The sequence below is a fragment of the Enterococcus sp. AZ077 genome (genome assembly GCF_051714965.1).
GTDB lineage: Bacteria > Bacillota > Bacilli > Lactobacillales > Enterococcaceae > Enterococcus_B > Enterococcus_B hirae.
Genome location: NZ_JBIOSX010000001.1, coordinates 733,826 through 754,367, shown reverse-complemented (window position 1 = coordinate 754,367; position 20,542 = coordinate 733,826). Strand labels below are relative to the sequence as shown.

At 38.5% G+C, this 20,542-nt stretch carries 37 protein-coding genes; 2 read left to right on the top strand and 35 right to left on the bottom strand.

The annotated features are described in order from the left end of the window. Positions 1–9: 9 nt before the first annotated feature. From gpG to IGL28_RS03500, 12 genes are all read right to left on the bottom strand, one after another. Positions 10–321, bottom strand: a complete 312-nt coding sequence (gene gpG / locus IGL28_RS03555) for a phage tail assembly chaperone G (RefSeq protein WP_002335843.1) — start codon at positions 319–321, stop codon at positions 10–12. Between the two features lie 124 nt (positions 322–445). Continuing rightward, positions 446–1,006, bottom strand: coding sequence for a major tail protein (locus IGL28_RS03550; protein WP_081129449.1), 561 nt, complete (start codon positions 1,004–1,006; stop codon positions 446–448). Between the two features lie 15 nt (positions 1,007–1,021). Continuing rightward, on the bottom strand, positions 1,022–1,393 hold the full coding sequence (locus IGL28_RS03545; RefSeq protein ID WP_002329393.1) for a hypothetical protein: 372 nt from the start codon (positions 1,391–1,393) through the stop codon (positions 1,022–1,024). Beyond that, positions 1,390–1,785 carry an HK97-gp10 family putative phage morphogenesis protein gene (locus tag IGL28_RS03540; RefSeq protein ID WP_081129446.1) on the bottom strand — a complete coding sequence of 132 codons (396 nt, stop codon included), beginning with the start codon at positions 1,783–1,785 and terminating at the stop codon, positions 1,390–1,392. The genes IGL28_RS03545 and IGL28_RS03540 overlap by 4 nt, the downstream gene beginning before the upstream one ends. After that, the gene (locus IGL28_RS03535; RefSeq protein ID WP_081129443.1) at positions 1,782–2,117 is read right to left on the bottom strand and encodes a phage head closure protein; all 336 of its coding nucleotides are present in this window, start codon (positions 2,115–2,117) and stop codon (positions 1,782–1,784) included. Before IGL28_RS03535 ends, IGL28_RS03540 begins: the two co-directional genes overlap by 4 nt. 3 nt (positions 2,118–2,120) lie before the next feature. Further along, positions 2,121–2,447, bottom strand: a complete 327-nt coding sequence (locus IGL28_RS03530) for a head-tail connector protein (protein ID WP_081129440.1) — start codon at positions 2,445–2,447, stop codon at positions 2,121–2,123. 14 nt (positions 2,448–2,461) lie between these two features. Then, positions 2,462–3,658, bottom strand: coding sequence for a phage major capsid protein (locus tag IGL28_RS03525; RefSeq protein WP_081129438.1), 1,197 nt, complete (start codon positions 3,656–3,658; stop codon positions 2,462–2,464). Then, positions 3,655–4,332, bottom strand: a complete 678-nt coding sequence (locus tag IGL28_RS03520) for a head maturation protease, ClpP-related (RefSeq protein ID WP_081129436.1) — start codon at positions 4,330–4,332, stop codon at positions 3,655–3,657. Before IGL28_RS03520 ends, IGL28_RS03525 begins: the two co-directional genes overlap by 4 nt. 34 nt (positions 4,333–4,366) lie before the next feature. Then, on the bottom strand, positions 4,367–5,299 hold the full coding sequence (locus tag IGL28_RS03515) for a phage portal protein (RefSeq protein ID WP_368014377.1): 933 nt from the start codon (positions 5,297–5,299) through the stop codon (positions 4,367–4,369). Next, positions 5,296–5,586 carry a hypothetical protein gene (locus IGL28_RS03510; protein ID WP_241546307.1) on the bottom strand — a complete coding sequence of 97 codons (291 nt, stop codon included), beginning with the start codon at positions 5,584–5,586 and terminating at the stop codon, positions 5,296–5,298. Before IGL28_RS03510 ends, IGL28_RS03515 begins: the two co-directional genes overlap by 4 nt. Positions 5,587–5,601: 15 nt before the next feature. Beyond that, entirely contained in the window at positions 5,602–7,392 is a 1,791-nt protein-coding gene (locus IGL28_RS03505; RefSeq protein WP_143351482.1) for a terminase large subunit, read from the bottom strand. Then, on the bottom strand, positions 7,379–7,900 hold the full coding sequence (locus tag IGL28_RS03500; protein ID WP_081129431.1) for a phage terminase small subunit P27 family: 522 nt from the start codon (positions 7,898–7,900) through the stop codon (positions 7,379–7,381). The genes IGL28_RS03505 and IGL28_RS03500 overlap by 14 nt, the downstream gene beginning before the upstream one ends. A gap of 101 nt (positions 7,901–8,001) precedes the next feature. Here IGL28_RS03500 and IGL28_RS03495 point away from each other — a divergent pair, with 101 nt between their 5' ends. Continuing rightward, complete coding sequence (locus tag IGL28_RS03495) at positions 8,002–8,223, top strand: YjzC family protein (protein ID WP_206600296.1); 222 nt, start codon at positions 8,002–8,004, stop codon at positions 8,221–8,223. A 98-nt stretch (positions 8,224–8,321) separates the two neighbouring features. Here the strand turns inward: IGL28_RS03495 and IGL28_RS03490 are convergent, their stop codons facing one another. The 23 genes from IGL28_RS03490 to IGL28_RS03380 form a co-directional block, all read right to left on the bottom strand. Continuing rightward, on the bottom strand, positions 8,322–8,543 hold the full coding sequence (locus IGL28_RS03490; RefSeq protein ID WP_223917848.1) for an HNH endonuclease: 222 nt from the start codon (positions 8,541–8,543) through the stop codon (positions 8,322–8,324). Between the two features lie 96 nt (positions 8,544–8,639). Further along, the gene (locus IGL28_RS03485) at positions 8,640–9,164 is read right to left on the bottom strand and encodes a hypothetical protein (protein ID WP_081129428.1); all 525 of its coding nucleotides are present in this window, start codon (positions 9,162–9,164) and stop codon (positions 8,640–8,642) included. Then, complete coding sequence (locus IGL28_RS03480) at positions 9,164–9,391, bottom strand: hypothetical protein (protein WP_081129425.1); 228 nt, start codon at positions 9,389–9,391, stop codon at positions 9,164–9,166. Before IGL28_RS03480 ends, IGL28_RS03485 begins: the two co-directional genes overlap by 1 nt. A gap of 432 nt (positions 9,392–9,823) precedes the next feature. Further along, the gene (locus tag IGL28_RS03475) at positions 9,824–9,961 is read right to left on the bottom strand and encodes a hypothetical protein (protein ID WP_179133723.1); all 138 of its coding nucleotides are present in this window, start codon (positions 9,959–9,961) and stop codon (positions 9,824–9,826) included. A gap of 686 nt (positions 9,962–10,647) precedes the next feature. Then, complete coding sequence (locus IGL28_RS03470; RefSeq protein ID WP_081129414.1) at positions 10,648–11,061, bottom strand: ArpU family phage packaging/lysis transcriptional regulator; 414 nt, start codon at positions 11,059–11,061, stop codon at positions 10,648–10,650. A 102-nt stretch (positions 11,062–11,163) separates the two neighbouring features. Beyond that, the gene (locus IGL28_RS03465; protein ID WP_081125331.1) at positions 11,164–11,856 is read right to left on the bottom strand and encodes an ORF6C domain-containing protein; all 693 of its coding nucleotides are present in this window, start codon (positions 11,854–11,856) and stop codon (positions 11,164–11,166) included. Further along, the gene (locus IGL28_RS03460; RefSeq protein WP_179133722.1) at positions 11,817–11,966 is read right to left on the bottom strand and encodes a hypothetical protein; all 150 of its coding nucleotides are present in this window, start codon (positions 11,964–11,966) and stop codon (positions 11,817–11,819) included. Before IGL28_RS03460 ends, IGL28_RS03465 begins: the two co-directional genes overlap by 40 nt. 70 nt (positions 11,967–12,036) lie before the next feature. Beyond that, positions 12,037–12,225, bottom strand: coding sequence for a hypothetical protein (locus IGL28_RS03455; protein ID WP_081129413.1), 189 nt, complete (start codon positions 12,223–12,225; stop codon positions 12,037–12,039). Then, the gene (locus IGL28_RS03450) at positions 12,222–12,554 is read right to left on the bottom strand and encodes a hypothetical protein (RefSeq protein ID WP_081129464.1); all 333 of its coding nucleotides are present in this window, start codon (positions 12,552–12,554) and stop codon (positions 12,222–12,224) included. The genes IGL28_RS03455 and IGL28_RS03450 overlap by 4 nt, the downstream gene beginning before the upstream one ends. A gap of 170 nt (positions 12,555–12,724) precedes the next feature. Beyond that, positions 12,725–12,919 (bottom strand): hypothetical protein, encoded by a 195-nt coding sequence (locus IGL28_RS03445; RefSeq protein WP_081129410.1) that lies wholly within the window; start codon positions 12,917–12,919, stop codon positions 12,725–12,727. Continuing rightward, complete coding sequence (locus IGL28_RS03440; RefSeq protein ID WP_081129409.1) at positions 12,916–13,413, bottom strand: DUF1642 domain-containing protein; 498 nt, start codon at positions 13,411–13,413, stop codon at positions 12,916–12,918. Before IGL28_RS03440 ends, IGL28_RS03445 begins: the two co-directional genes overlap by 4 nt. Beyond that, complete coding sequence (locus IGL28_RS03435; protein WP_081129406.1) at positions 13,410–13,814, bottom strand: YopX family protein; 405 nt, start codon at positions 13,812–13,814, stop codon at positions 13,410–13,412. Before IGL28_RS03435 ends, IGL28_RS03440 begins: the two co-directional genes overlap by 4 nt. Positions 13,815–13,825: 11 nt before the next feature. Beyond that, on the bottom strand, positions 13,826–14,212 hold the full coding sequence (locus tag IGL28_RS03430) for a hypothetical protein (RefSeq protein ID WP_081129404.1): 387 nt from the start codon (positions 14,210–14,212) through the stop codon (positions 13,826–13,828). Beyond that, positions 14,209–14,520: a hypothetical protein gene (locus IGL28_RS03425; protein ID WP_014834206.1), complete on the bottom strand. Its 312-nt coding sequence runs from the start codon at positions 14,518–14,520 to the stop codon at positions 14,209–14,211. The genes IGL28_RS03430 and IGL28_RS03425 overlap by 4 nt, the downstream gene beginning before the upstream one ends. Positions 14,521–14,774: 254 nt before the next feature. Continuing rightward, positions 14,775–15,134 (bottom strand): DUF1064 domain-containing protein, encoded by a 360-nt coding sequence (locus tag IGL28_RS03420; protein ID WP_034698477.1) that lies wholly within the window; start codon positions 15,132–15,134, stop codon positions 14,775–14,777. Next, the gene (locus tag IGL28_RS03415; protein ID WP_010719519.1) at positions 15,131–15,982 is read right to left on the bottom strand and encodes an ATP-binding protein; all 852 of its coding nucleotides are present in this window, start codon (positions 15,980–15,982) and stop codon (positions 15,131–15,133) included. The genes IGL28_RS03420 and IGL28_RS03415 overlap by 4 nt, the downstream gene beginning before the upstream one ends. 14 nt (positions 15,983–15,996) lie before the next feature. Beyond that, on the bottom strand, positions 15,997–16,761 hold the full coding sequence (locus tag IGL28_RS03410) for a DnaD domain protein (protein ID WP_438843972.1): 765 nt from the start codon (positions 16,759–16,761) through the stop codon (positions 15,997–15,999). Between the two features lie 39 nt (positions 16,762–16,800). After that, entirely contained in the window at positions 16,801–17,736 is a 936-nt protein-coding gene (locus tag IGL28_RS03405; RefSeq protein ID WP_081129698.1) for a recombinase RecT, read from the bottom strand. A 1-nt stretch (position 17,737) separates the two neighbouring features. Beyond that, positions 17,738–18,685, bottom strand: coding sequence for a YqaJ viral recombinase family protein (locus IGL28_RS03400; RefSeq protein WP_178243716.1), 948 nt, complete (start codon positions 18,683–18,685; stop codon positions 17,738–17,740). Positions 18,686–18,765: 80 nt separating this feature from the next. Then, a complete protein-coding gene (locus IGL28_RS03395) occupies positions 18,766–18,924 on the bottom strand; it encodes a hypothetical protein (RefSeq protein ID WP_165380873.1) in 159 nt (52 codons plus the stop codon). Further along, positions 18,921–19,241 carry a hypothetical protein gene (locus tag IGL28_RS03390; RefSeq protein ID WP_081127910.1) on the bottom strand — a complete coding sequence of 107 codons (321 nt, stop codon included), beginning with the start codon at positions 19,239–19,241 and terminating at the stop codon, positions 18,921–18,923. The genes IGL28_RS03395 and IGL28_RS03390 overlap by 4 nt, the downstream gene beginning before the upstream one ends. Before the next feature lie 39 nt (positions 19,242–19,280). After that, positions 19,281–19,430, bottom strand: a complete 150-nt coding sequence (locus tag IGL28_RS03385) for a hypothetical protein (RefSeq protein WP_179133706.1) — start codon at positions 19,428–19,430, stop codon at positions 19,281–19,283. Positions 19,431–19,575: 145 nt separating this feature from the next. Next, positions 19,576–19,860: a hypothetical protein gene (locus tag IGL28_RS03380; protein WP_010738250.1), complete on the bottom strand. Its 285-nt coding sequence runs from the start codon at positions 19,858–19,860 to the stop codon at positions 19,576–19,578. A gap of 87 nt (positions 19,861–19,947) precedes the next feature. Here IGL28_RS03380 and IGL28_RS03375 point away from each other — a divergent pair, with 87 nt between their 5' ends. After that, entirely contained in the window at positions 19,948–20,451 is a 504-nt protein-coding gene (locus IGL28_RS03375) for a DUF2321 domain-containing protein (protein ID WP_081127908.1), read from the top strand. Positions 20,452–20,542 lie beyond the last annotated feature (91 nt).

Genomic DNA, 20,542 nt, shown 5'->3' with positions numbered 1-20,542 from the left:
CAGAAAAACTTATCTCTTTTTGCTCGCCATCTGCTTTTTTTCATTGTTTCCCAGTTCATTGATTTGTTCAAAAACACTTTCTAATGCCGGTACTAACTCGCTCGCAGTCAAACCGTCTAAAATAGCATCAAATGTAACTGCTGGATCTTGGAAAATATCTGCTGTAATTGCAATCATTGAATCAATTGCTTCTAAATCAGTTAGGTCTGCTTTTTCCGCTTTCTCGTAAAATTTGATACACTCACGCATTGCACGTGCGGAAATATCTTGTTGTTTGAATGTTTTTTTCTTTCCGTCAAGTTTCAATTGCAATTCAATCATTTGTTTTCCTCCTTGTTTTTACAAAAAATAAGGCTAGCCAAAAATGGCTAACCTTGTGTATCAATTTTTGGTTCTGGTTCTTTTGGTGTCCCTGTATCTGTCGTTGGTGTAGATGCAGGGTTAACTACTCCCCCGCTTTGTTATTTACCAAGTCCTTGAATTTTTGTAAGGTCATTTCTTCTGATTCTACGGCTGTTAAGTATACATAGCCACGTTCATCAGAAATGAATTCCCCTTCGATAGAATCGGTTTGCAATTCTACCCCTTTGTCTTCAGCTGTTTTCATGTCGATATCTGGATGACTGAATTTCCCTTTTGTCAATCCCATGAATAAGCGTTTTCCTTCTTTGTTCGCTGTAACCATGACTACCGACACGTAAGGCGCTTCAGTTTCTGAACCAATTACATTTACACCCTCCACGGTTTTAGCACCAATGATTTCGCTGTAAATGCCGTTATCCATTAAGTCTGCCACGTCAAGCGTAACTTTTGGCGACGAAACCCCTTTACTTGCAATGAAGAACGGTACGTTTGAAGCGTATGTTATGTTAGAAGTTGCGCCTAATCCAGTAATTTTAGCTTCGATCGCTCCGCCTTTCGACTTATCTGCTACTAATTCTTTTAGAGTGCCGCCTGCACCTGTTTTTACGCCAAAAGTGACGCTCTCAAATCCTACTGTTGCCATCTATTTTCTCTCCTTTTAGTTTAGTGAAATATTTGCTACATATCGTTTGATAATCCGCTTTGCACCTTCCAAGTCCTCGTCATCTGTTTGTTCCGTGTATGCGCATTGCCAACCATTCCCCCTCATAACCTCATCAAGGGCAAAATAAAAGGCATCAACCTCTTTCATGGTTGACACCCATACATCTACCTGTACGTTAAATTGAATGGTCAAAGGATTGTTGCTTGCAAAATCTTCATAGTTGCCGGATATCTCTGTAATTCTGCCAACTGGAAGGCTAGGTACTGTTTGAGCTGATTCCGGAACACTATTGGTGTAAAAATCAATGTTCTTTGTTTTTTCATTGCTATTCAGAATTGAATAGACTTGTGATACTGCCGTTTTCAAAGTCCTAGCCTCCTTTTTACTTCGTCAGCAATGATTTGTGTTACTTGTTTTTCGATTTGCTTTTGTGTTTTTTGTACGAAACCTTTTGGACGTTGTTTGATTGTTCCAAACTCGATAAAGTGCATCCGCCAAGAAACATCTTTGTCATAGCCGACTTCTATCAATCCGTTTTTTACCGAGCTTGTAACCACATGGTTCTTAGCATGTTCTTGCATATACGAACCACGTTTACCGTTTGACTTCGTTCCATCCCAGTAAGGTGTGTTTTGTCGTAACTTTTCTTGAGCGTACTCCCCAGCTTTTCTAAGTGCTGGTCTTTCCACTCGTTGAACGTTTGCTTTTACTTCCCTAAGCGCTTTGTACACTTCGGTTGCATCGACTTCTACACTCATTTTGAAACCTCTTTTGCAATGATTGTCGTGAAGTCTTTTGTAAACTCGCCCTTTGTAATTGTGATGATTTCAAACGTTTTTCCATTCCAACACACTTTCATATCATTGGTTAGCTCTGACTTTTGTTGGTATCGGATAATGAACGTCAGTGTTCCTTCCAAAGCCGTACCAATGGACGTCTTAATATCGTTCAGGCGTTGTGTCTGCACACTTGCCCAGCAAGTAAGAATGGTTGTAGAAGTCGGGACAACTTGCCCGTCATCATCCTTAACCGTCGTATCTCGGACAAACTTGATGCGTTGATTTAAATTTCCTGTTTGAATAAGGGGCATACGCTACTCCTCCTCCACAAAAAGCAAATAACTTGCTTTGAGTTGCAAGATTAGGCTTGTAAAGCCTAAATCGTACTCTCGCAAGTTCCCACTCACGGTTGCTGATCGAGCGTTGTAATAATGATCTGCTAATTGCAGAATAGCTAAATTAATCAGATCAACCGTGTCATTTTCTTGCTTATAAAAAGAGGGCTTATCATTCCCGATAGCCCCTCTAATATATGCAATTGCAGCTTGCGCCGCACGGCTTACTTCCACATCGTCATCATCGCTATCAATCTTTAGTGCGTTTTTGATTTCGCCTAAATCCATTTTAGGATCAAGAATCATAAGGAATCAGCTCCTTAACCGTTTGTTACTGGCACTTCGTTTGCGATAGATGTAAATGTAGCTAAAACAACCGCTTCATCATCGACTAACTGCACATCAAATCGATCGATAACCCGTACTTTAGTGGTGTCTGTTTCAAAAGCCCCCCCGCCAATATTCGTTGTCAGCAAGCTCATGTTTTCGCGATCATACAATGTAACAGCTTCTTTCAGATCACCAATATACAGTGGATATTTAGGAGTAGCTTGCGTACCTTTGTTTGGCAAGAAACGAGAAGCAATTTTCTTGATTGGTTTACCTAAGAAGGTATATCCAGTTGCAGAAGCTACGTCTTTTTGTAACAAGTAAGATCCATCAGCACGTTTCACTTTATCTAAAACATTGAAGCCATCTTGGTTTGTAATAAACATAGATGTAGCTTCGATAGCTGGATCAAGTTGGACGTTTACGATATCTTTAATCCCATCAACATCTGTAACATCTTTCTTTTGCGCTGCTTTGATTCCATCAATAGCTGCCAAGATTTTTGTATTGCGAGTAACAACTACTTTTTTCGCGATCCATTTAGACAACCATGCCAAAATGTTTTCGGCAGTATCTTTTAGCAAGCTGTTAGTTACTGTAGAAATACCTGCGTAGCGTTTGATCAAGTATTTGATCAAGTAAAGTGCAGGATCATCATTTGCTGGGATTTCACCGTCTTCAGTATCCAAAGCGGTCAGTGGTTTAATATCAGACCATTTTTCATAAACCCGAGAACCGCTAGTAGTGGTCACTTTTTCAACGTTTACGTATTCTTGCAAAGAGTCAAACCGACGAACCAAAGTATGAATAGTCGTTTGCACATCTACAGGAATAGTCAATCCGATAGCATTACCAGATTCATCCGTATTAGATGTCAAAGTAGCCATAATAGCAGGATCACCATTGACCATCGCTTTAAAGTCTTTGATAAACTTGTTTTTCAAGTTTTCATCTTTTTTATCTAATGGTTCTTTTTTGACGTTTAAGACTTGTTCGGCTTCCATATTTGCCACTTGCTCTTTCAATCCGTCCCGTTTAGCCCGTGCTGCTTTTACTTGTGCTTGCAAGCTTACTACATCTTCTTCTGTTTTTTCATCGTCAACCAATGCTGCATTGAGTTGCGCGTTTAAATCAGAGACTTTACTTCCCGCCTCGACCCACGCATTTTTTAATTGTTCTAAATTCATTCGTTTTTCCCTCCATTTAAGGCTTTTAGTTTTTTCTGCAAGAGCGTTTCTTCTTGCGGTGTTTCCGCTTTGAGTATTAGATTTTTCAACTTAGTTACCGCGTTTTTTGGAATAACCGGTTGAGAGGCATTGAGTACCGTTACTGGTGCTTCTGCAAACATAATTTCATCCGCAAAACCTTCCGCCACTGCTGTTTGTGCGTTTAACCAAGTATCTTTTGCCATTAAATCAGCAAGCTTTTTCCGGTCGAGTCCTGTCTTGATCTCGTAAGCATTAACGATAGACTCATCCACACTGCTTAACATTTCCGCATCGGCTTTTAATTCCTCGGCGTTGCCGCTAGTGGTCACCCATGCGTTGTGAATCATGATGTGTGCTGTTGGCGAGATTCTAAGCGGTTCGCAAGCACAAGCGATTACACTTGCAGCGCTTGCTGCAATACTCACAACATTTCCGGATACCTTTCCCGGATAGGCACGGATAGCGGTATATATTTCGCTTGCCGCTAGGACATCCCCACCGTTCGATGAGATATCAAGTTCTACTTCATCCCCCGCTGCTTCTGTAAGAGCGGCAGAAATTTTCCCTGGTGAGATACAATTGATCCCAAACCAGTCATAAAGCCACGCGGTATCGTTATCCACGACATCGCCGCTTAACGTCACTTTTTTCATCCTTCCACCTCCCTTCGGTGCAAACTAAAAAAGCCTAACCGTTTTCGGCTACGCTTTTAGACGAGTTTGTTTTTCTTAATGTTGGATCCATATCGATTGGATATAGGTCTCCGGAAATATGATAATCATCCATACCGGTTTTATTTATCGGTTGCAAGTCCTCAAATCTTCGGACATCATTCGCTGAGTATGCTCCGCCTCGTCGCATGATTTGATAGAATTGTCCCCTTGCCTGAGTGTCAGCTCTTAGCAAACTTGCGACATTAAACTTATATCGATAACCTTTTGCTTTTTCGGTTCTCGATAGTGTTTTCTTATTTAGTTCCGCTTCATATTGATTAACGGTCGGTACTAGATTGTATGTCAAAAACTCCATATTGAGCTGTTCCTGTGAAGAGTAACTCGACTGGTTATTCCCAATGAAATGTTCCGGTACGTTGTAGACCATCGCGATTCTGGAGCGAGATACTTTATCAGTATCTAAAAGCTTGCTGTCTACCAGCTCTCGTTGTAAACGTTCGATTTCTACACCGTTTTCTTCCACAAGTAGTCCACCGTTTTGTCGATAAAAATCAGCAATGTTTTTAACTGTAGCTTTTTTAGCTTCTTCATCCATATTGCTAGCAAACTTAACTTTTAGCCCTTCATTACTTCCTTTAAGCTGACTTAAAGAGATTTTTCGGACTTCTCGATCATATCCGAGGGTATTCGTTAATACTTTTGTGGGGTCTGTACCTTCCAAGCCGCCAAACCTCGGTTGTTTAAAGTGGAGCATTTCCATGTAATGTACATAGATAACTTGCTTGTAACTGCCTTTGTCAGTCGCAGTTACTTGGTAGTAAAGCTCCCCGCTATCCATATCAATCACTGGATGGCAAGCACCAGGTTTTACTAACGCCATATCTGCTACTTCTCCATTGATATTTCGGAAAATCTGCACATACGCATTCCCTTGGTAGTTTCTCAAAACTTCCACGTCCCGGAAAAATCAAACTTTGTAAAATATCGAGGGCCTTCGCTCAACAAGTTGTATGCAGGACAGTCGTCCGGTTGGCCAAACTCCACATCTATCATTTTGAGAGGGAGAGACGCAAAAACGTTCGATACACGGCTAATTACGGAAAAAATCCCTTCTGATATTTCATCTTTTCCGACTAAATACGGTATCAATCCCGGGTCATTCAAAAAATACTCTTGTTTGCTCGCTTTCGGCTTCGCTCGGCCAAAAGAACGCAAACGATCTAAAATACTCATTCCTCCACACCTTTCTTACATATTCATTAAATCGGAAATCGAGTAATAGGTTACTTTCCCGGTTCCGACAGGATTAACCAACATATTCAACACTTCGGCGTGGCTGTTCAAACTTGCTGCAAAACCATCTATTTTTCTACTCTTGGACTGCTTAGACGGCATCCAGTTTGAGTTGCGATCCATCACCAGCTTGACGTTGGATAGATACCATCGGTAAAGCTTGGAATTGTTGAAAATCACCTTACCGTCCAATAGCATTTCCTTGAAGTTTTGCATTGGCCCACCTAATGATAGAAACCCTTGCCGAATCTCGTTGGTTTCAAATCCTGCATTTTCTAGTTCTTTATTTAATCGTAGCGCCTTGGCCTTGTCATAATTGATTTTTACAATGTCATAGATTTTCGAATTTTCTACAAACCAATTTAAGACGTATTCATAATTGACGTAATCACCAGGAATAATCGTTAGATCTCCCACCTTCTCCCACGCTTTGATACGCTCTTGATTGTTATCTCGATCAAATCTAGCTTGTGGGATCCATGTGTGTTGCAAAATGAATACCTCGCCTGTTTCAAGCGGAAATTCTAAAACGGCTGCGGTAAAGTCTTCCGTTTCGGACAAGTCAAAACCACCGACACACTTCTTACCTTTGAGCGTTTCAATATCGATGGTTTTATTGTTTCGTTTAATGGTAGGCATATCGACAAATGACAGCTCATCGATATCGGAAAACAAGTTAAATTGCTTGGTAATCCAGTCAGCATATTCTTTTGGATCTTTTTTATCCTTAACATAGTCATCTAGCATGCCAACAAAATTCATTAGACAAATATTCGGATTGGCTTTGATCCATAATCTTGGGTCATCAGCCTCTTCCGCACTGTCAAGTTTTGCCAGATAATAGAAAGTCCGTTCATCGATGTCATCTTCCAAATGTTCCAAACAGTCCACAGCTTGCTCAAAATAAGACATCAACGGACCATCTAATACATATCCAGCAGTTGTGATATAAACTATCAGAGGCTGTTTTCTGGTTCCTCTTGATTTCTTGATAACGTTGATCAGCTTGTAATTCGTAAACTCGTGGATCTCGTCAAAAATACCAAAGTGAGTGTTTAGCCCATCCAATTTCCGGCTATCTGAGGCGCGTGGTTCCATTTTAGAAAAGGCGGGAGCATAATTAATACTTGATCGTTTAGGCTTACCAAATTTCTTAAAGAGCGCCGGCGATTGTTTGACCATTTCTGCGGCCTTATCAAACAACAAGCTTGCTTGATCACGAGCATTTGCCAATACGTAAACGTTGGCGCCTTGTTCATCATCATAAGCGACCATGTATGTGGAAAGGCCCGAGATAAGACTTGTCTTCCCGTTTTTACGTCCAACAAAAATAAGAGCCTCGCGGAAGCGACGCTCTCCTGTATCACGATGTACCCATCCGTACATGGATCCAATTATGAAATGCTGCCAAGGTTGCAAAATAAACGAACCAAAGTCGCCTTCAGTTGGTTTACATTTTTTTTCGATATATCTAATAGGCCGGTGACCTTTTTCTTCGTCAAAGATCCAAGGAAAATCATCTGTTCCTTGGCGCTGCAAATCACGCATATGCCGTTTAGCAGCTTGAATATTTTCTTTGCTGGCTGGTATGCTTCCATCGATTAATCGTTCCGCATACCAAGTAGTTAACAATTCCGGATATGGACATTTTAAAAAGCCACCCCAAGAAGCTTGCTCCTCAAGATAGCTTTGCCAATAGTCCACACGTTCTGTGTAGGACATATCCAAAATATTAGAAGTCGTCATCGTCATCACCACCATCATCAGCCATCTTAATAGCTAACTTAGCTCTGGCTGCTGGTGATAGTCCTAAATCAGCGCCAAAAGAACGGAGATTCCGCGACGCTGTATCCATCTGCCGAGAGAGCGGATTACCAATTAATTCATTAGGTTCATTAAACGGCTCACCTCTCGCCTCTGCCTCCTTTTTCGCAAGCGCATAGTTCAACTTGTACTCTCGTTGTAGTTTTCGAAACTGTTTTTCTAAAGAAACGTATTGCGAATACCAATTGGAGTAGAGAGCCATTATATGGACGTCCGGATTACTGATTAAATCCACAGACAGCAATTCATCAGCGATAAACTCAAAGGTATCCTTTCCTAGCGAATCTAGCCATAACGGCGGTTTGATTTTGTCAGTAGCCATTTTTAATTTGTCTTCTGCGGCCGCTCGCTTGCGGAGTTCTTCGGTATTCTTCTTATTTGGGTTTCCGTTTAATAATTGTAATTTTGCACTCTTCGCTGGTTGCGGCATAATATCACCTTCTTTCAAAAGATATATTAAAATCGTTATCACAATCCTTATAATTAAGTTATCGGCAGTGCTGCGCCGAAATTTTTTAGGGAGGGATTCCTATGGGAGAACTCTATAAACCCGGCGAAGACAATAAACCAAAAGGAACCTATAAAGAAGTGGGACCTCGTGGTGGAAATGTCCAAGGCGGACGAGAAGTAAAAATTGATCCAGGCGACCGATTACCTCCTACTTCTCAAAAGGAAACAAATGGACTAAGAAATAGCTTCGTCCAAAGCCGGCTTAAATTGGTCGGCTTTTTCCTTTTTCTCCAAAAAACTTGAAAAGCGGTCTTTTTACGAAGGAAGGACTGCACCGTTCTTCTCAAGACTTACTCTTTAATCTTTTAGAGTAGGGGGGCTACCTTCATTTCGCTGCAAACTTATCTTTCAGGAGTTGAATACATTTTAACGATATGTGATTTAGGTTTTGGTTTCTTCTTCCCGCCTGATCTCTCTGGATGCTCTCTGTTGTGACAAGCTACACAGATACATTCAAGGTTATCTACGGACCAGAACAGTGACAGGTCTTCCCTCGCCTCGACTATGTGATGGATGATCGTGCCCCTTGTGTTCCGCCCTCGACGCTTGCACTCTTGGCACATGCCGAAGTCCCTAGCTATTACTACTTGCCTTAGGTCTCGCCATCGTTTGGTCTTGTATAGTTTGTCTATCTCGTCTCTAGGTCTAGCTTCTTTCATTTACATATCTCTCTTGTGCCCAATGATTTTTCTATCTAAGTACTTGTTATTATGTGAATCATAATATTCAATAGTGATGTCGTTCGCTCCTCTATCATCATTAGTAAAATCATCAGTCTTCCAATGATACGAGACATCTACTAATCCTTTAGGCAATTCATCCAACCTCTCACCTTTGTACCAAACCTCTGGTACTGAGTCAGTATCTTTTAGTTTGATTTCTAGTAGGTTAGGTTTAGTTACCGTCTCGTATAACGTTTGCCCATCATGTGTTATCTTCATGTACCAATCATTAGCTTCTACCTCTTTGATTGATGCCGCAAAATGAGCACCTATTTTTTTGCCAGTCACATAATCTTCTCTTTCATAACGAACCATGAATTTCTCATCGTGGTCATCAAGATAGAAAAAGGTTACCTCTTTGATACAACCTTCTATATCTTTATGAGGCGTTTTGATAAGCACCTTCGGATAATTAAAGTCTCGTTCGTCAATGAAAGGTTCATCTTTCCTATTCCAAAACATTATCTCAACCACCTCTTCATGTTTGTTTGAATATGTTCGTCCTTAAACCAACCAATGCCAATAAGAACCAACTTATACTGATCAATCTCTTGTGATGTAGCTTCTCTTAGCATTTCGACAATAGAGTACTTCCCTTTGATTTGTACAGAACGCACAACACGCACTGAACAATCATCAATGGTTCGAGGATATTCATTCGTTAGTGATACATACCAGTAGTTTCTCATTTGACCTTTCTCCTTTTGTGAAAGGGAACAACTTCATTATTGGCCTTTCGTTTGTATGTATCAGCCTTTGATGGTCTTCTAAACTCCCAGACTCTCCTGCCGCTACCATCATGAACAGTAATTACTTCATACTTCTGTTCTAAGTATTGTGGTCTATACATTGTCGTGCCTCCTTTACGTAAAATAAAAAGACCACTCAAAGAGTGATCTAATATGTAATAGCAACCTACACGCAGACAAGTCTAATACTTCCTGCACCTCACCACTGCCACATCCCTCGGTTGCTAGCGGTTTTACTTTCGGGATCTTGTACCGCAAACCCAAAGAATCGCACCACACATGAGAGCTTACTAGGCTCTCACGAGGCTTCTGATAATACAAATTTTGATACTTGGTCTGATTTCATGAGTGCAGCTGCTAAAAAATATACTGCTAAGAAACTTGGATTTTAAAATTAGCAATTTCATCTAAAGTTTCTTGTAACTGTTCGACTTGGTCACTATCCTTGTTGAGCAGTTCTTTTAGTTCAGTCAAATCTAATTTGACAGTTACTTTGATTTCTTTATCCATTCGCTTTCCCTCCGATGCATAAATTAATAGACAGCACATGCACTAGTCCGCTCTAGTTTTATACGAGGTCCCAATAGTGCGCCATACGAAACCTACCTTCACCTTCGCGTCTCTCTACTTCCGCCACAGCGACATAAGTGTATTGCGAATTTATTTTTAGTCGTTATATAATTAATTAAGGAGGTTTTTCATATGCCTAATTATGTTATTGATACAACACCTACAAAAAATACTGTCTACATACTTCACGAGATAGATTGTCCGTATGCACTAAATAAAAAATACTACGTTAAAATCGGTTATTTTACAGATTGTTCATCTGCTCTTCGATATTTACGAGTTAAAAACTTAGACAAAAATTTTTCTGGATGCAAATACTGTTGTCGTTCTTGTTGCAGTAAAAAATAATTGTATTGCTAGCTATCTTTTGAGGATAGCTAATTTTTTTATATCAAAACAGACAGCAACCAGTTGATATAGATAAACAATGGAAAGTAAAGGAGGTTTTCACTTCCTTTTTCATATTTTTGCGATTGATTAGTTGCTGTCTATCAAAGCATAATTACAACGATAAGGGAGACTGCCTCCCTTCGCTTATTTTGTCGAATTCCTAATCTTTCGACACTATCATAATATCACTGGTAAATGGCTAAAAACCGCCATCATTCCGCCAAAAAAACGCCAAATTATTTATAAGCAATTTTTTCTCCATGCCTATATGCTTCTGCAAACTCTATTAGAGCTTCCGACTTCATCCGTTGAATACTTCGTTCTGAATAACCTAATTCACGACTAATCCTGTAGTTTGAGAAACTATCTGGCACACAGAAACTGTAGTATAGTATCTGACGACTAATTAGACTAAGCACCATCAAAGCGCTCAAAATCGCATCTCTTTCTGCTTCAGCATCTGCTAATTGGATCATGGCATCTTCTGCTCTGTTTCCATGACTAGGAACCTTAGGCATATCTGTTATAACTGGTGACTTAATATCTATCAATGAGCGACCTGCTATGCGCTCTAAACGTCTAAAATTCTTTAAAACATTTCTGGCATTATCTCTTGTTTGTTTGAAATCTACTTCTCTTAATAAATTCATCAAGCAAAATCGCTCCTTTTGTGTTATAATAAAAGAAAATATTAAGCAATTACCAGTCTATGTAGCGACAGCCAATTTCGGCTGTCTATTTTTATGTTCTTTTTACCACAAGCTAGAAATTCCGTTCGCTTGATTAATCCTAGCTTGTAATTCTAAATCTGGTTTCCATTTTGGAATTAAATCTATAGCTTCTATGAATCTAGCTTTGGGGATATCCATATAAGAAGCCACATCAAATACTGCTTTCAATTGATTGTAACAATTACTGAACGCAGCTCTATTTATGCTCTTATTCTTATAGGCATTACTTTTCTTACCGCCTAATATCTTTATTACTGTAGATCGAACTAATCCCTGTATTTTACGACGTTGACTAGAATTGATGATCGTTTCCGTTTCTAATTTATCTAATCGTTCATTTACTGCTGCTAAATTTCGTTCATGTTTTAGCGCTGTTTCTAATAGTAATTCGGTATTACTGATCGGTGACATTGCTTCCTTCAATTGATTTTCCATTTGGTTGAACCGTTCAATGTAAGCTACTGCAAATTGTGTACCTTTGGCTCCTGTCATTCTGGTTGAGTAAAGCTCACAGCCTTTTTTAGTTAACAAGTAATTTGGTAGTTCTTTATTTTGAGAATTTGTATACGTTGATTCGATAAAATAGGACTCGTGATTTTTCACGCCACCGATTTGTTTGATGATATTTCGAATATCTTTCAACACGTTGTCATGTGTACGCCCCACCATTTTCGCTACTTCATTACTCGTAATCGTTTGTTCAATTGTTTCCATCCGTCTACTTCTCCCTTCTTCAAAAGTTTTGAGTTAGCCGTTCCATTCTGAATTGCCTTTTGTTCCAAACGGCGTTTTTTCTTCTTGATTTTCGATTTCGTCTTCCCCATTATTTCTTGTTCCCTTCTTGTATGATTACTAACATAGAAACGAAAAGTACAATAAAGATAAAAGGATAGATCATTCTTTTTCCTCCACATCAATTACAATGACGATATCACTCTCAATCCCTACCCTATCTCCGTCAGGGTTCAATTTAAATCCAGTTGGAGTCATTAAACACTGCTTACCATTTGAAATTACCCAAAAATACAGCATAGCTTCTGCCGGCATATTTTCTAGCATTTCCAATGCTTTATTTACTTTCATTCCGCTTCCTCCTGTCCCAATCCCCATTGCGCGAATGCTGCTAGGACTTCGTATTCTTGTTTACAATCCAATAGTTTATAAGCTTTGCGTACTTTATCAGGTAATTTTCCTAGTAAATTTTTATCAGAAAAAGCATTAACAGATAATATTGGTGCTTCTCTAGTTAAAATTGTCTCGCTTTTCAACCACTCCAACACGATTTTCTGGTTGTCGTTGAGTTGTGGTTGCTGACTTGCTACCTCATATATTTTTTCAAAAATGTATGGCTTGCGTAGATAATATTCATCATCCGTACCTTTTATAATATAGTCTCCGTCTCTAACAGTCATATTTCCTTCTGATGAAGATATGAAAAACCTATATTCGCGTTCTTTGGTTCCTTCCGCTGTAGTTAATTTAGTCATATCTGTAACCATCGGATAGTACTTCGCAACATTCTTTTCCGCTTTTGATCGATCAAATTGCACTGCTTCAACAACTGCTGGTTTCTTTCTATATTTCATCCTTCCGTCACCTCTTCATATAATTCGAATTTACTAGATGACCAACTCAAACGCTGTTTATCGTCGTCAATCAAAACGATTCTGCCAGGCATCGAAGCATCTTGAACTATATAATATTCGTTGTCTAAGAAGTATAATGACACGCCTGAGCCTATTTTAGTCACTACTTTGTCGCCTTCTTTGAAACTCATCCTTCCGCCACCTCTTCCACTGTTCCACCAATCGTTTGAGCAGTGCGCTCAGCATCTGATTTCGAATCGAATACCTTAATTTCTTTATTGTCATCAGGAATAATCAACGCACCTCTTCCTTGATACTCAACGAAATATCCTTCGCCTAATCTCACTCTATACAACGGCTCTTTCTCGACCTCGTAGCCAAATAACCACGCTTGAGCAAAAATATTTTGGTTCATGCTGTCATTTAACCAGTCTACTGCTTTGTAAAGATACTCTGGAAATTGAAATTTCCCAGTTGTGAGTGCCTCTCCCAACGTCCATTCATTCGCCATACAATAATTTAGATATTCCGCCACAAACTTAGGCACAACTTGCTTCTGCGGTTCGTCTAGTTTTTTGATTACAAGAATGCCCGCCTTTATAGCCTCGTTATAACAAGCCGATCTTGCATCAGTTCCTATCATTTTATGGCTTTCTAATTCTTTAATGGCTTCTTGTTTATTCATCGTTGTTCCTCCAATAACTCGCTATTCTCGTATATATTCCCGATAACTTCATAGTCAGTGTGAAATACTGGATCATAATAAATTCGATATTCTAAGTCCAAGTCTATCAACTTACAAACTAATCCAGAATGACACCCAGAGGATTGAACAACAGCTTTTTCATGATCTAAGTGATTAAAACCATCACTTATACTGAAAAGTACTACATCTCCTTCAAATATCTCCACACCATTTTTATCTTTCAGTCCTGTGGACTGCATGATAATACATTCAGATACATCTAAATTAATTCCACTGTAATCCACTAAACAGCCAATACTACCGTCTTTTTCTAGGTCAATTGTTTTGATGTCTACCATATCAGCCGTATTTTTATCCCACGCTCGAAACTTAGGTATCATTCGCTGTCCTCCTACTTCTTCTCAGTCACCGTAAACGGCACAATACTTTCTGGCATGTAATTTACTTCGTATTTGTATTCATTGACCTTCGCGCCTTCTAAATCTTCAACCACATACATGTTCCAACTAGTCATGTTTACAAGATGTTTTTTGTACTCATTCTTTCCTGTTTCAACTAGAATAACGAGTTTATTTTTATCTTCCGTATCCACAGATATTCGACCGATCGCTTCAAACTCCACTTTGTCCGTTCGAGTATTGATTACTGCTACTCGACGAATCACATTAAAATTATCTGCTTCTTGGCTTACATTGTAGGAAACTTTATCACTTTCTCTACAAGCCCCTAATGTGATGCTTATTCCTAATAAACTGATAAATACAATTAATTTTTTCATTTGTCTTCCTCCTCAATTTCACATGCTTTTTCAAACTCGTTAGTGATACGCTCAAGCGCTTTTTTGTACTCGATAATACTTTTTATCACGTGACCTTCTCTCATCACGTAGTCACGCTGTATTGCTTTTAAACACATACTCAACGTTTGATAGTATCCAATAAACGAAACCCCTTCTACTTTTTCACCTTTGCTATTTACGGTATATTGAATATTCCCTTTTTCATCAAAAATAACTCGTGATAGAACAATATTTCTGCAATCACTCGTTTCAGTGATTCGATAGTTTTCAATTTTCATATCTAGCATTCCACAGCCCTCATTTCTGTAAATGGAATAATGGTTTTCCCGTGGTATTCAACTACTAAACCGTCATCGTCTGGATGAATACTATCAATCGTTACCATCGCTGAATTGTCATAAACATGTTTTACGTATCATGAGAACGGATATAGCCATGGTGTCTCACGTTCTGAGTCACAACAGAAGCATTCGACTTCTTGGTTAACTTCTGGAATGAATTTCTTTTTTCTGCTCATTTTCAAACCTTCCTAATCTTTCTTTTAAAAACGCTCTTCCTTGAACGTCTTGCCATATTTTTTAGCTAATATCAACGGCACTTGATAACGATGGCAGAACAGTTTCGCTTTGATTTTAAAATCTTTTGTCTGCATTCCTTTGACATCTACAACTTTCACAAGCTTACCGTTTTTATAAAACGTGAAGTCAGGAATATACTCGATTTTACGGTACTTCTTGCCTTCCAATTCAAATTTTGGCAATAGTTCAAATTTTTCCTGAAGCTTTACTTTCCAGCCGTTTGCTTCCGCTTGCCATACTGCCAGATCATAGTACTCTGCTTCTGCTACAGAATCGAATTTGATCTCACGATGAACCGTTTTTCGATTGCGATATTTGTTCATGCTGTCGCTCCTTTTACTGGTTTTAATCGTTTATCGGTTGTTTGAGAAAAGACCATCGTAAATCCATCAGAATTGACAAATATTCTTGATGTTGTCCTCATACCGTAAGCCTTTTTCAACTCTTCCCCAAGCAAGTTCGTTGTGATAATCGTTGCTAAGTTCTGTCGTGCATCCAAGAACGAATTCAACGTGTTTATGCCAAATGCTCGACTATCTGAAGTATCTTTTCCTAGCTCTGAACCGATATCATCAATGACGACTAAATCCGCCGTTTTGATATCTGCAATCAACGATCCCTCAATCGTTTTTCTAAGTTCAGGATTGTTGTACGAAAACTTGATTTGATCCAGCATTTCCTGTAACCCGATAAACAAGATTTTCTTGTCGTAGTTTGATCGCCTCAAAACTTCCCAAGCCGCTGCCATCGCTAGGTGACTTTTACCTGTTCCCTGTTTGCCAGTTAAAACAAGATGACTTGGATTTCCTAACAAGACTGAATTAACAAAGCGTTTGGTTACTTCAACCGCTTGTCTTGTTTCTTGATCAACGATTTGATAATTCTGCAATGTACAATCAAACAACGCTTTATTAGGCACGACAGAACCACCTTTGAAAAAATTGATAGCTCTTGCTTTCAGACTTTCGTTGTACATTTGCTCTGTTTGTAAGTCTTCCTGAACTCGCAATGCTTTATACCCACATTGCATACAAGTTGGTTTACAACGATCTGAGCCATCAGGATTCTTCGTACGCCATCCATACAAGGGCTGTCCGCATTCAGGACATTCGCCACGTTGGACAAGCACTTTCTGTATTAGTTTTTCCATGATTTCTCCAACGGTTTCCATGCCTACGCCTCCTCTCAAATAGGCAACTCATCTGTGCTAAATTTCTCGTATTCAAGCGTTTTATTTGCATTTCTAGGTGATTTTGAATAATGACCTTGCAAATACTTTCTCACTTTCTCAACGGTGTCTAGTTGCTTGTTTTCCCAGTTTTTTAGCACTCTATCGAGATAGTTATAATTTTTAGCACCATTTTTTAGCATTTCTTCAATCGCCATGATGACAATTTCATCTTGTCCTTGAAAATCATTTACCCAAAAACGAATAGATTCTAAAACCATTGGTGCTTCTGCTGGATTCACTTGATTTAGCCAATAGCTCTCTGCACTATTTTCTGAATGAAGATCTACACTAGATGCAGAAGCATTTACAGTGTTGTTTTCGTTTTCGTTTTTGTTTTGTTTATGTTTATTTAATGTGCTACTGTTGCGCAACTGTGTTGTACACTCTTGCGCTACTATTTCGCTACTATGTTGTATACTCTCTTGTAAACTATTTGACGTATAAAGTTTACATATATGATAAGAGGTTGCTTTTCTTCCATTACTTCGGAAATCAATCAACCCTAATTGTTTAAGGATATTTCGATTTTTATTTATTCCTTGGCGTGAAAGACCGGACAAAGTTTCAAGCGTTTGATTACTTGCCGTAAACCACTCACTCCATCTTGCTTTATTGTTTATGCTCATCAATGCGCGCCATAAAGCAATTTGACCAGATGAAAGTCCCTGATTGTACATTAAATAATCGTCAAACGCTAAAATTTGTCGAATATAGTCCATCATCACTCCTCCTTAGTTAAGCGAGGGGAAATTCCCTCGCTATAGTGGCGGATTCATATCATCGAACAATGAATCCTGTTGTTCGTCTATATTTGCTGTTTCTTCGTATTCATCAAACGCTGATGACACGTCTTCCACTTTTTCTGCTTCTTTACGTTCTGATTCAATTGGTTCTGCATCATTTAAAGTAACTTCTTCTACAAGATCATTATTTTCATCAAATCGAAAAACTCTTTCATCAGAAGTAACCGCATTTTGCATTTCTACAGATAAAATCCCCCATTTAGCTAACATGTTACGTAAGACGGTTTTTATCGCCATCGCATCATAATTCTCTTTCCACGCTCCAGTTAGCTTTGTTTTATCAAACCCTTTGGCATGTTTGATACGATGAGCTTCTACTTCTTGCTTCGTCCAATAAACAGTTTTTTTAAACCCATTTAGTAATTCAAAAAATCCAACATAACCGATGACTCGATCAGATTGTTTCGCATTGTAGTCAAACTGAAACTCTTCTGTCAGAGGATTCCATTCAATTAATTGCCCTTCATAAATTTCTATTGCATTAAGTGCTTTGTATTGTCCAGAACGTTGTGCTAACTGAATATAGCCTTTGTATCCTAGGATGAATTGGGCTTCGTTATGCGTAATCCAATCTTTTCCTACCTTTTCTTTCCGATTAAATGGAACAATATAGGCATATCCTAAATTTTTATCTATTGGTAAATCCATCGTTGCTGCTTTTAAAGCAGAAGCGATGATTGTCATCGGCTCTGCTTTAGATAAATAATCATCGCCACCAACTAACGTTAAAAGAGAACCCATAAAAGCATCTGATTTTTCGTGTAAAATATCATTGAATTTCTTTTTCATAGCTGGCTGACTCATCAATGTTTTAAAACCTAATTTTGAAACATCCACTGCTTGATTGTTTTTTTCTGTTAGTTGATTCTTTAAATCTTTACTTGTTGCCATATCACTGAATCTCCTTTATCACTAATCTATTTGAAGTTGATAAACTGTAAATTTCCTCATCTTTCATCACATATGGATATTTCTCTGCTATTTTCTTCAAGTCTTTTCGTTTAGAAACGACTGATTTTAAACAAATAATCCGATTAGGTGTGATACCTGTAGAGGCATTCTTTATTCCAAGTTCCTGAATAATTTGATTGTCGATTTGTCGAATACTCTTCTCTAGTTCCTTCTTATTTTTGAGTAACTCTTCTTTTTGATCGAGTAGAACATCATAATCAGCATGAAGCATAATTTCAGTTGAATCTAATTCTGAATAACGCTCTTTTAGAAAATCTGACGTTGCTTTACTTCCATCGATCAGTGGCTCTTCTCCGCCAATAATGTTCGTTTCCCAAAAATCAACTAACCGTTCTGTGATGATGTCAATCAGTTCTTGATCTCGTTCAACTCGTTTCCATATAAATCTTTGACCACCAATCAACACAGCGATATAACAATAATCCTTGTTCAAAACATTCATATAATGTTGTACTTGACACAAATAACTAAGTGGCACTTCTTCCCCTTCCCACTCTTTGCTAAGAAATTGATTCGCCGTTTTACATTCAAGAATGGCATTTTCTCCTACTACATCACGGTCGATATTTGCTCTTAAGAATGGATGTAACGGATGTTCAAACACTTGGTTTCTTCTACGGACCTTTTTACCTGTTCGTTCTTGAAATTCTTTGGCAACAACTTCTTCTAAAACATTGCCCCAATAAGCTGGTTCGCTCTCTGAATCTTTCAACTCAATTTGACCCGTTTTCTCAAGCCATAATTGATAAGGGGATTTGTATTTATTCAATCCAAGTACGGTTGCGACATCTGAACCACCAATACCTCTTTTGCGGTCTTCGAGCCATTCTTGATGGCTCATGTCTAAAGTTGATTTACTCATCTTCATCCTCCTCATCGATTGGCGCCTCATATTGAGGAACTCCGTTATCAGGAGTAGTTATCCAATTGTCTAATGCCGTACTAAAATCATTCATGCTTAGCACCTGCTTTCTTTGTAAAATCTTCTAACAAACTTAGAAAAGTAATCATTCCTGCAAATAAACAGCCTACAAACAAATTAGCGTTTGAGATTACTACAAGCATAAAGACAAATAGTGCAATCCAAAGCGTATTGATTTTAATCATTCGAATTCCCCCTTGAGAATCCGAGTCATCACGTCAGCGAGATCCTCTTCGTTATCAATAACAAAGGTATGATTTTGTTTATTTGGCGCACCTTCTAGTGTTGCACTTCCGACCGCTCTTAAAATTTTGGATGGCAATGGTAGATTTTCATTAAGTTCTTTCTCTTGTACTGCCAAACAAAAAGCTACATCTGTTGCATCACCGACTAGCATGTTGATAACATGGCCTTCTTTTTGAAGAGTACAAATAGCGGCAACTCCTTCTTTTCGGCATTCCTGTTGCAATTCTTTAACCAATGTTTTAATTTTTTCGTTCATATGATAAAATCTCCTTAGGTATAATTTGTTTGTTGCCGATTAGCGATTGCCTTCGCTAGTCGGTCTTTTTATTTCTTGCCACTTCTTTTGGCGTTCACGCCATTGTTCCCCTAACAATCTAGGTTTCATTTCTTCGTGGTATTTCTGATTTAGTTTTCGCATCAAGTGTTGATGCTCTTGTAAGGTCATTCGCTCCCTCCTTCGTCTCTCACCGTCACCACCTCCGGAAAGAGGAGTTGCTCATGCCAACGTGTATGTGCGAACTTGATTTTTTAAGGAGAAAACTCGCAACTCCTCTTTTCGGAAGTGGTGAGTGTAGAACAAGTTTAAATATTTAAATTTCAAAAGTTTCTTTTAAAAATCGTTGTAATTCAGTTCGTTCAATTCGAATATCTTGTTCACTCCATTGTTGAATCTTTAAACCTTTTGAAATCCAACCGCTTAATTTGTCATCACCAATTCTCAATATTTCTTTTACTTGAGACTTATTCGGGTAAGGTGGTAATTCAACAGTTTTAGTCAACAAGCTGGATCGCTTTTCGATTTCTTTCAAAACAATAAAAGTAATATTACTTGCTAATTCGTTTTGAATTACTTCATCTGGAATGTTTAGTTGCATAGATTACACCTCCTACACTGTTGATTTTTGTTCATTTCTTTTGCTAAAATTTTCTTATCAGTGAGTGGTCCACTGAAATAAATAATATTGGAGGTAATCCACATAGGAACACAATATTTTCAGAAAGTTTGTACTAATGGTCACCAAATAAGTGATCGGTCCACTATCAATTCAGATCCTCAGCCTGAAGAATATTGCGAAGAATGCGGAAGCAAAGTTATCACCACCTGTCCGACTTGTAGGATACCTATACTAGGGCACAAAACTATTGATGGAGTTATTACTCTTGGTTATATAACACCAGTTCCCAAATATTGTCGTCATTGCTCAAATCCTTACCCGTGGACTTCACTCATCTTAGAAAGTGCTGTTGAGCTTCTTTCTTTAGATGAAGATTTACCTGATAGCGATAAACTTCTTATAAAAACCGCTATTCCAGATCTCTTGGTTGACACTCCTAAAACCAAGTTAGCAGAAGCTAAATTTAAAAAAGGTTTTTCTAACGCCTCAAAACTAGTTAAGGATTCGCTCTACAATCTTCTTGTAGATGTATTATCAGAATCAGTTAAAAAAACTATTTTTCCAAATTAGCTTTTCCACACCAACAACAAAAATTTGAGTCTTTTCTTATAACACGGTTACACCAAGAACATTTAATGTAATCGTGTTTTCTTTTCAGATA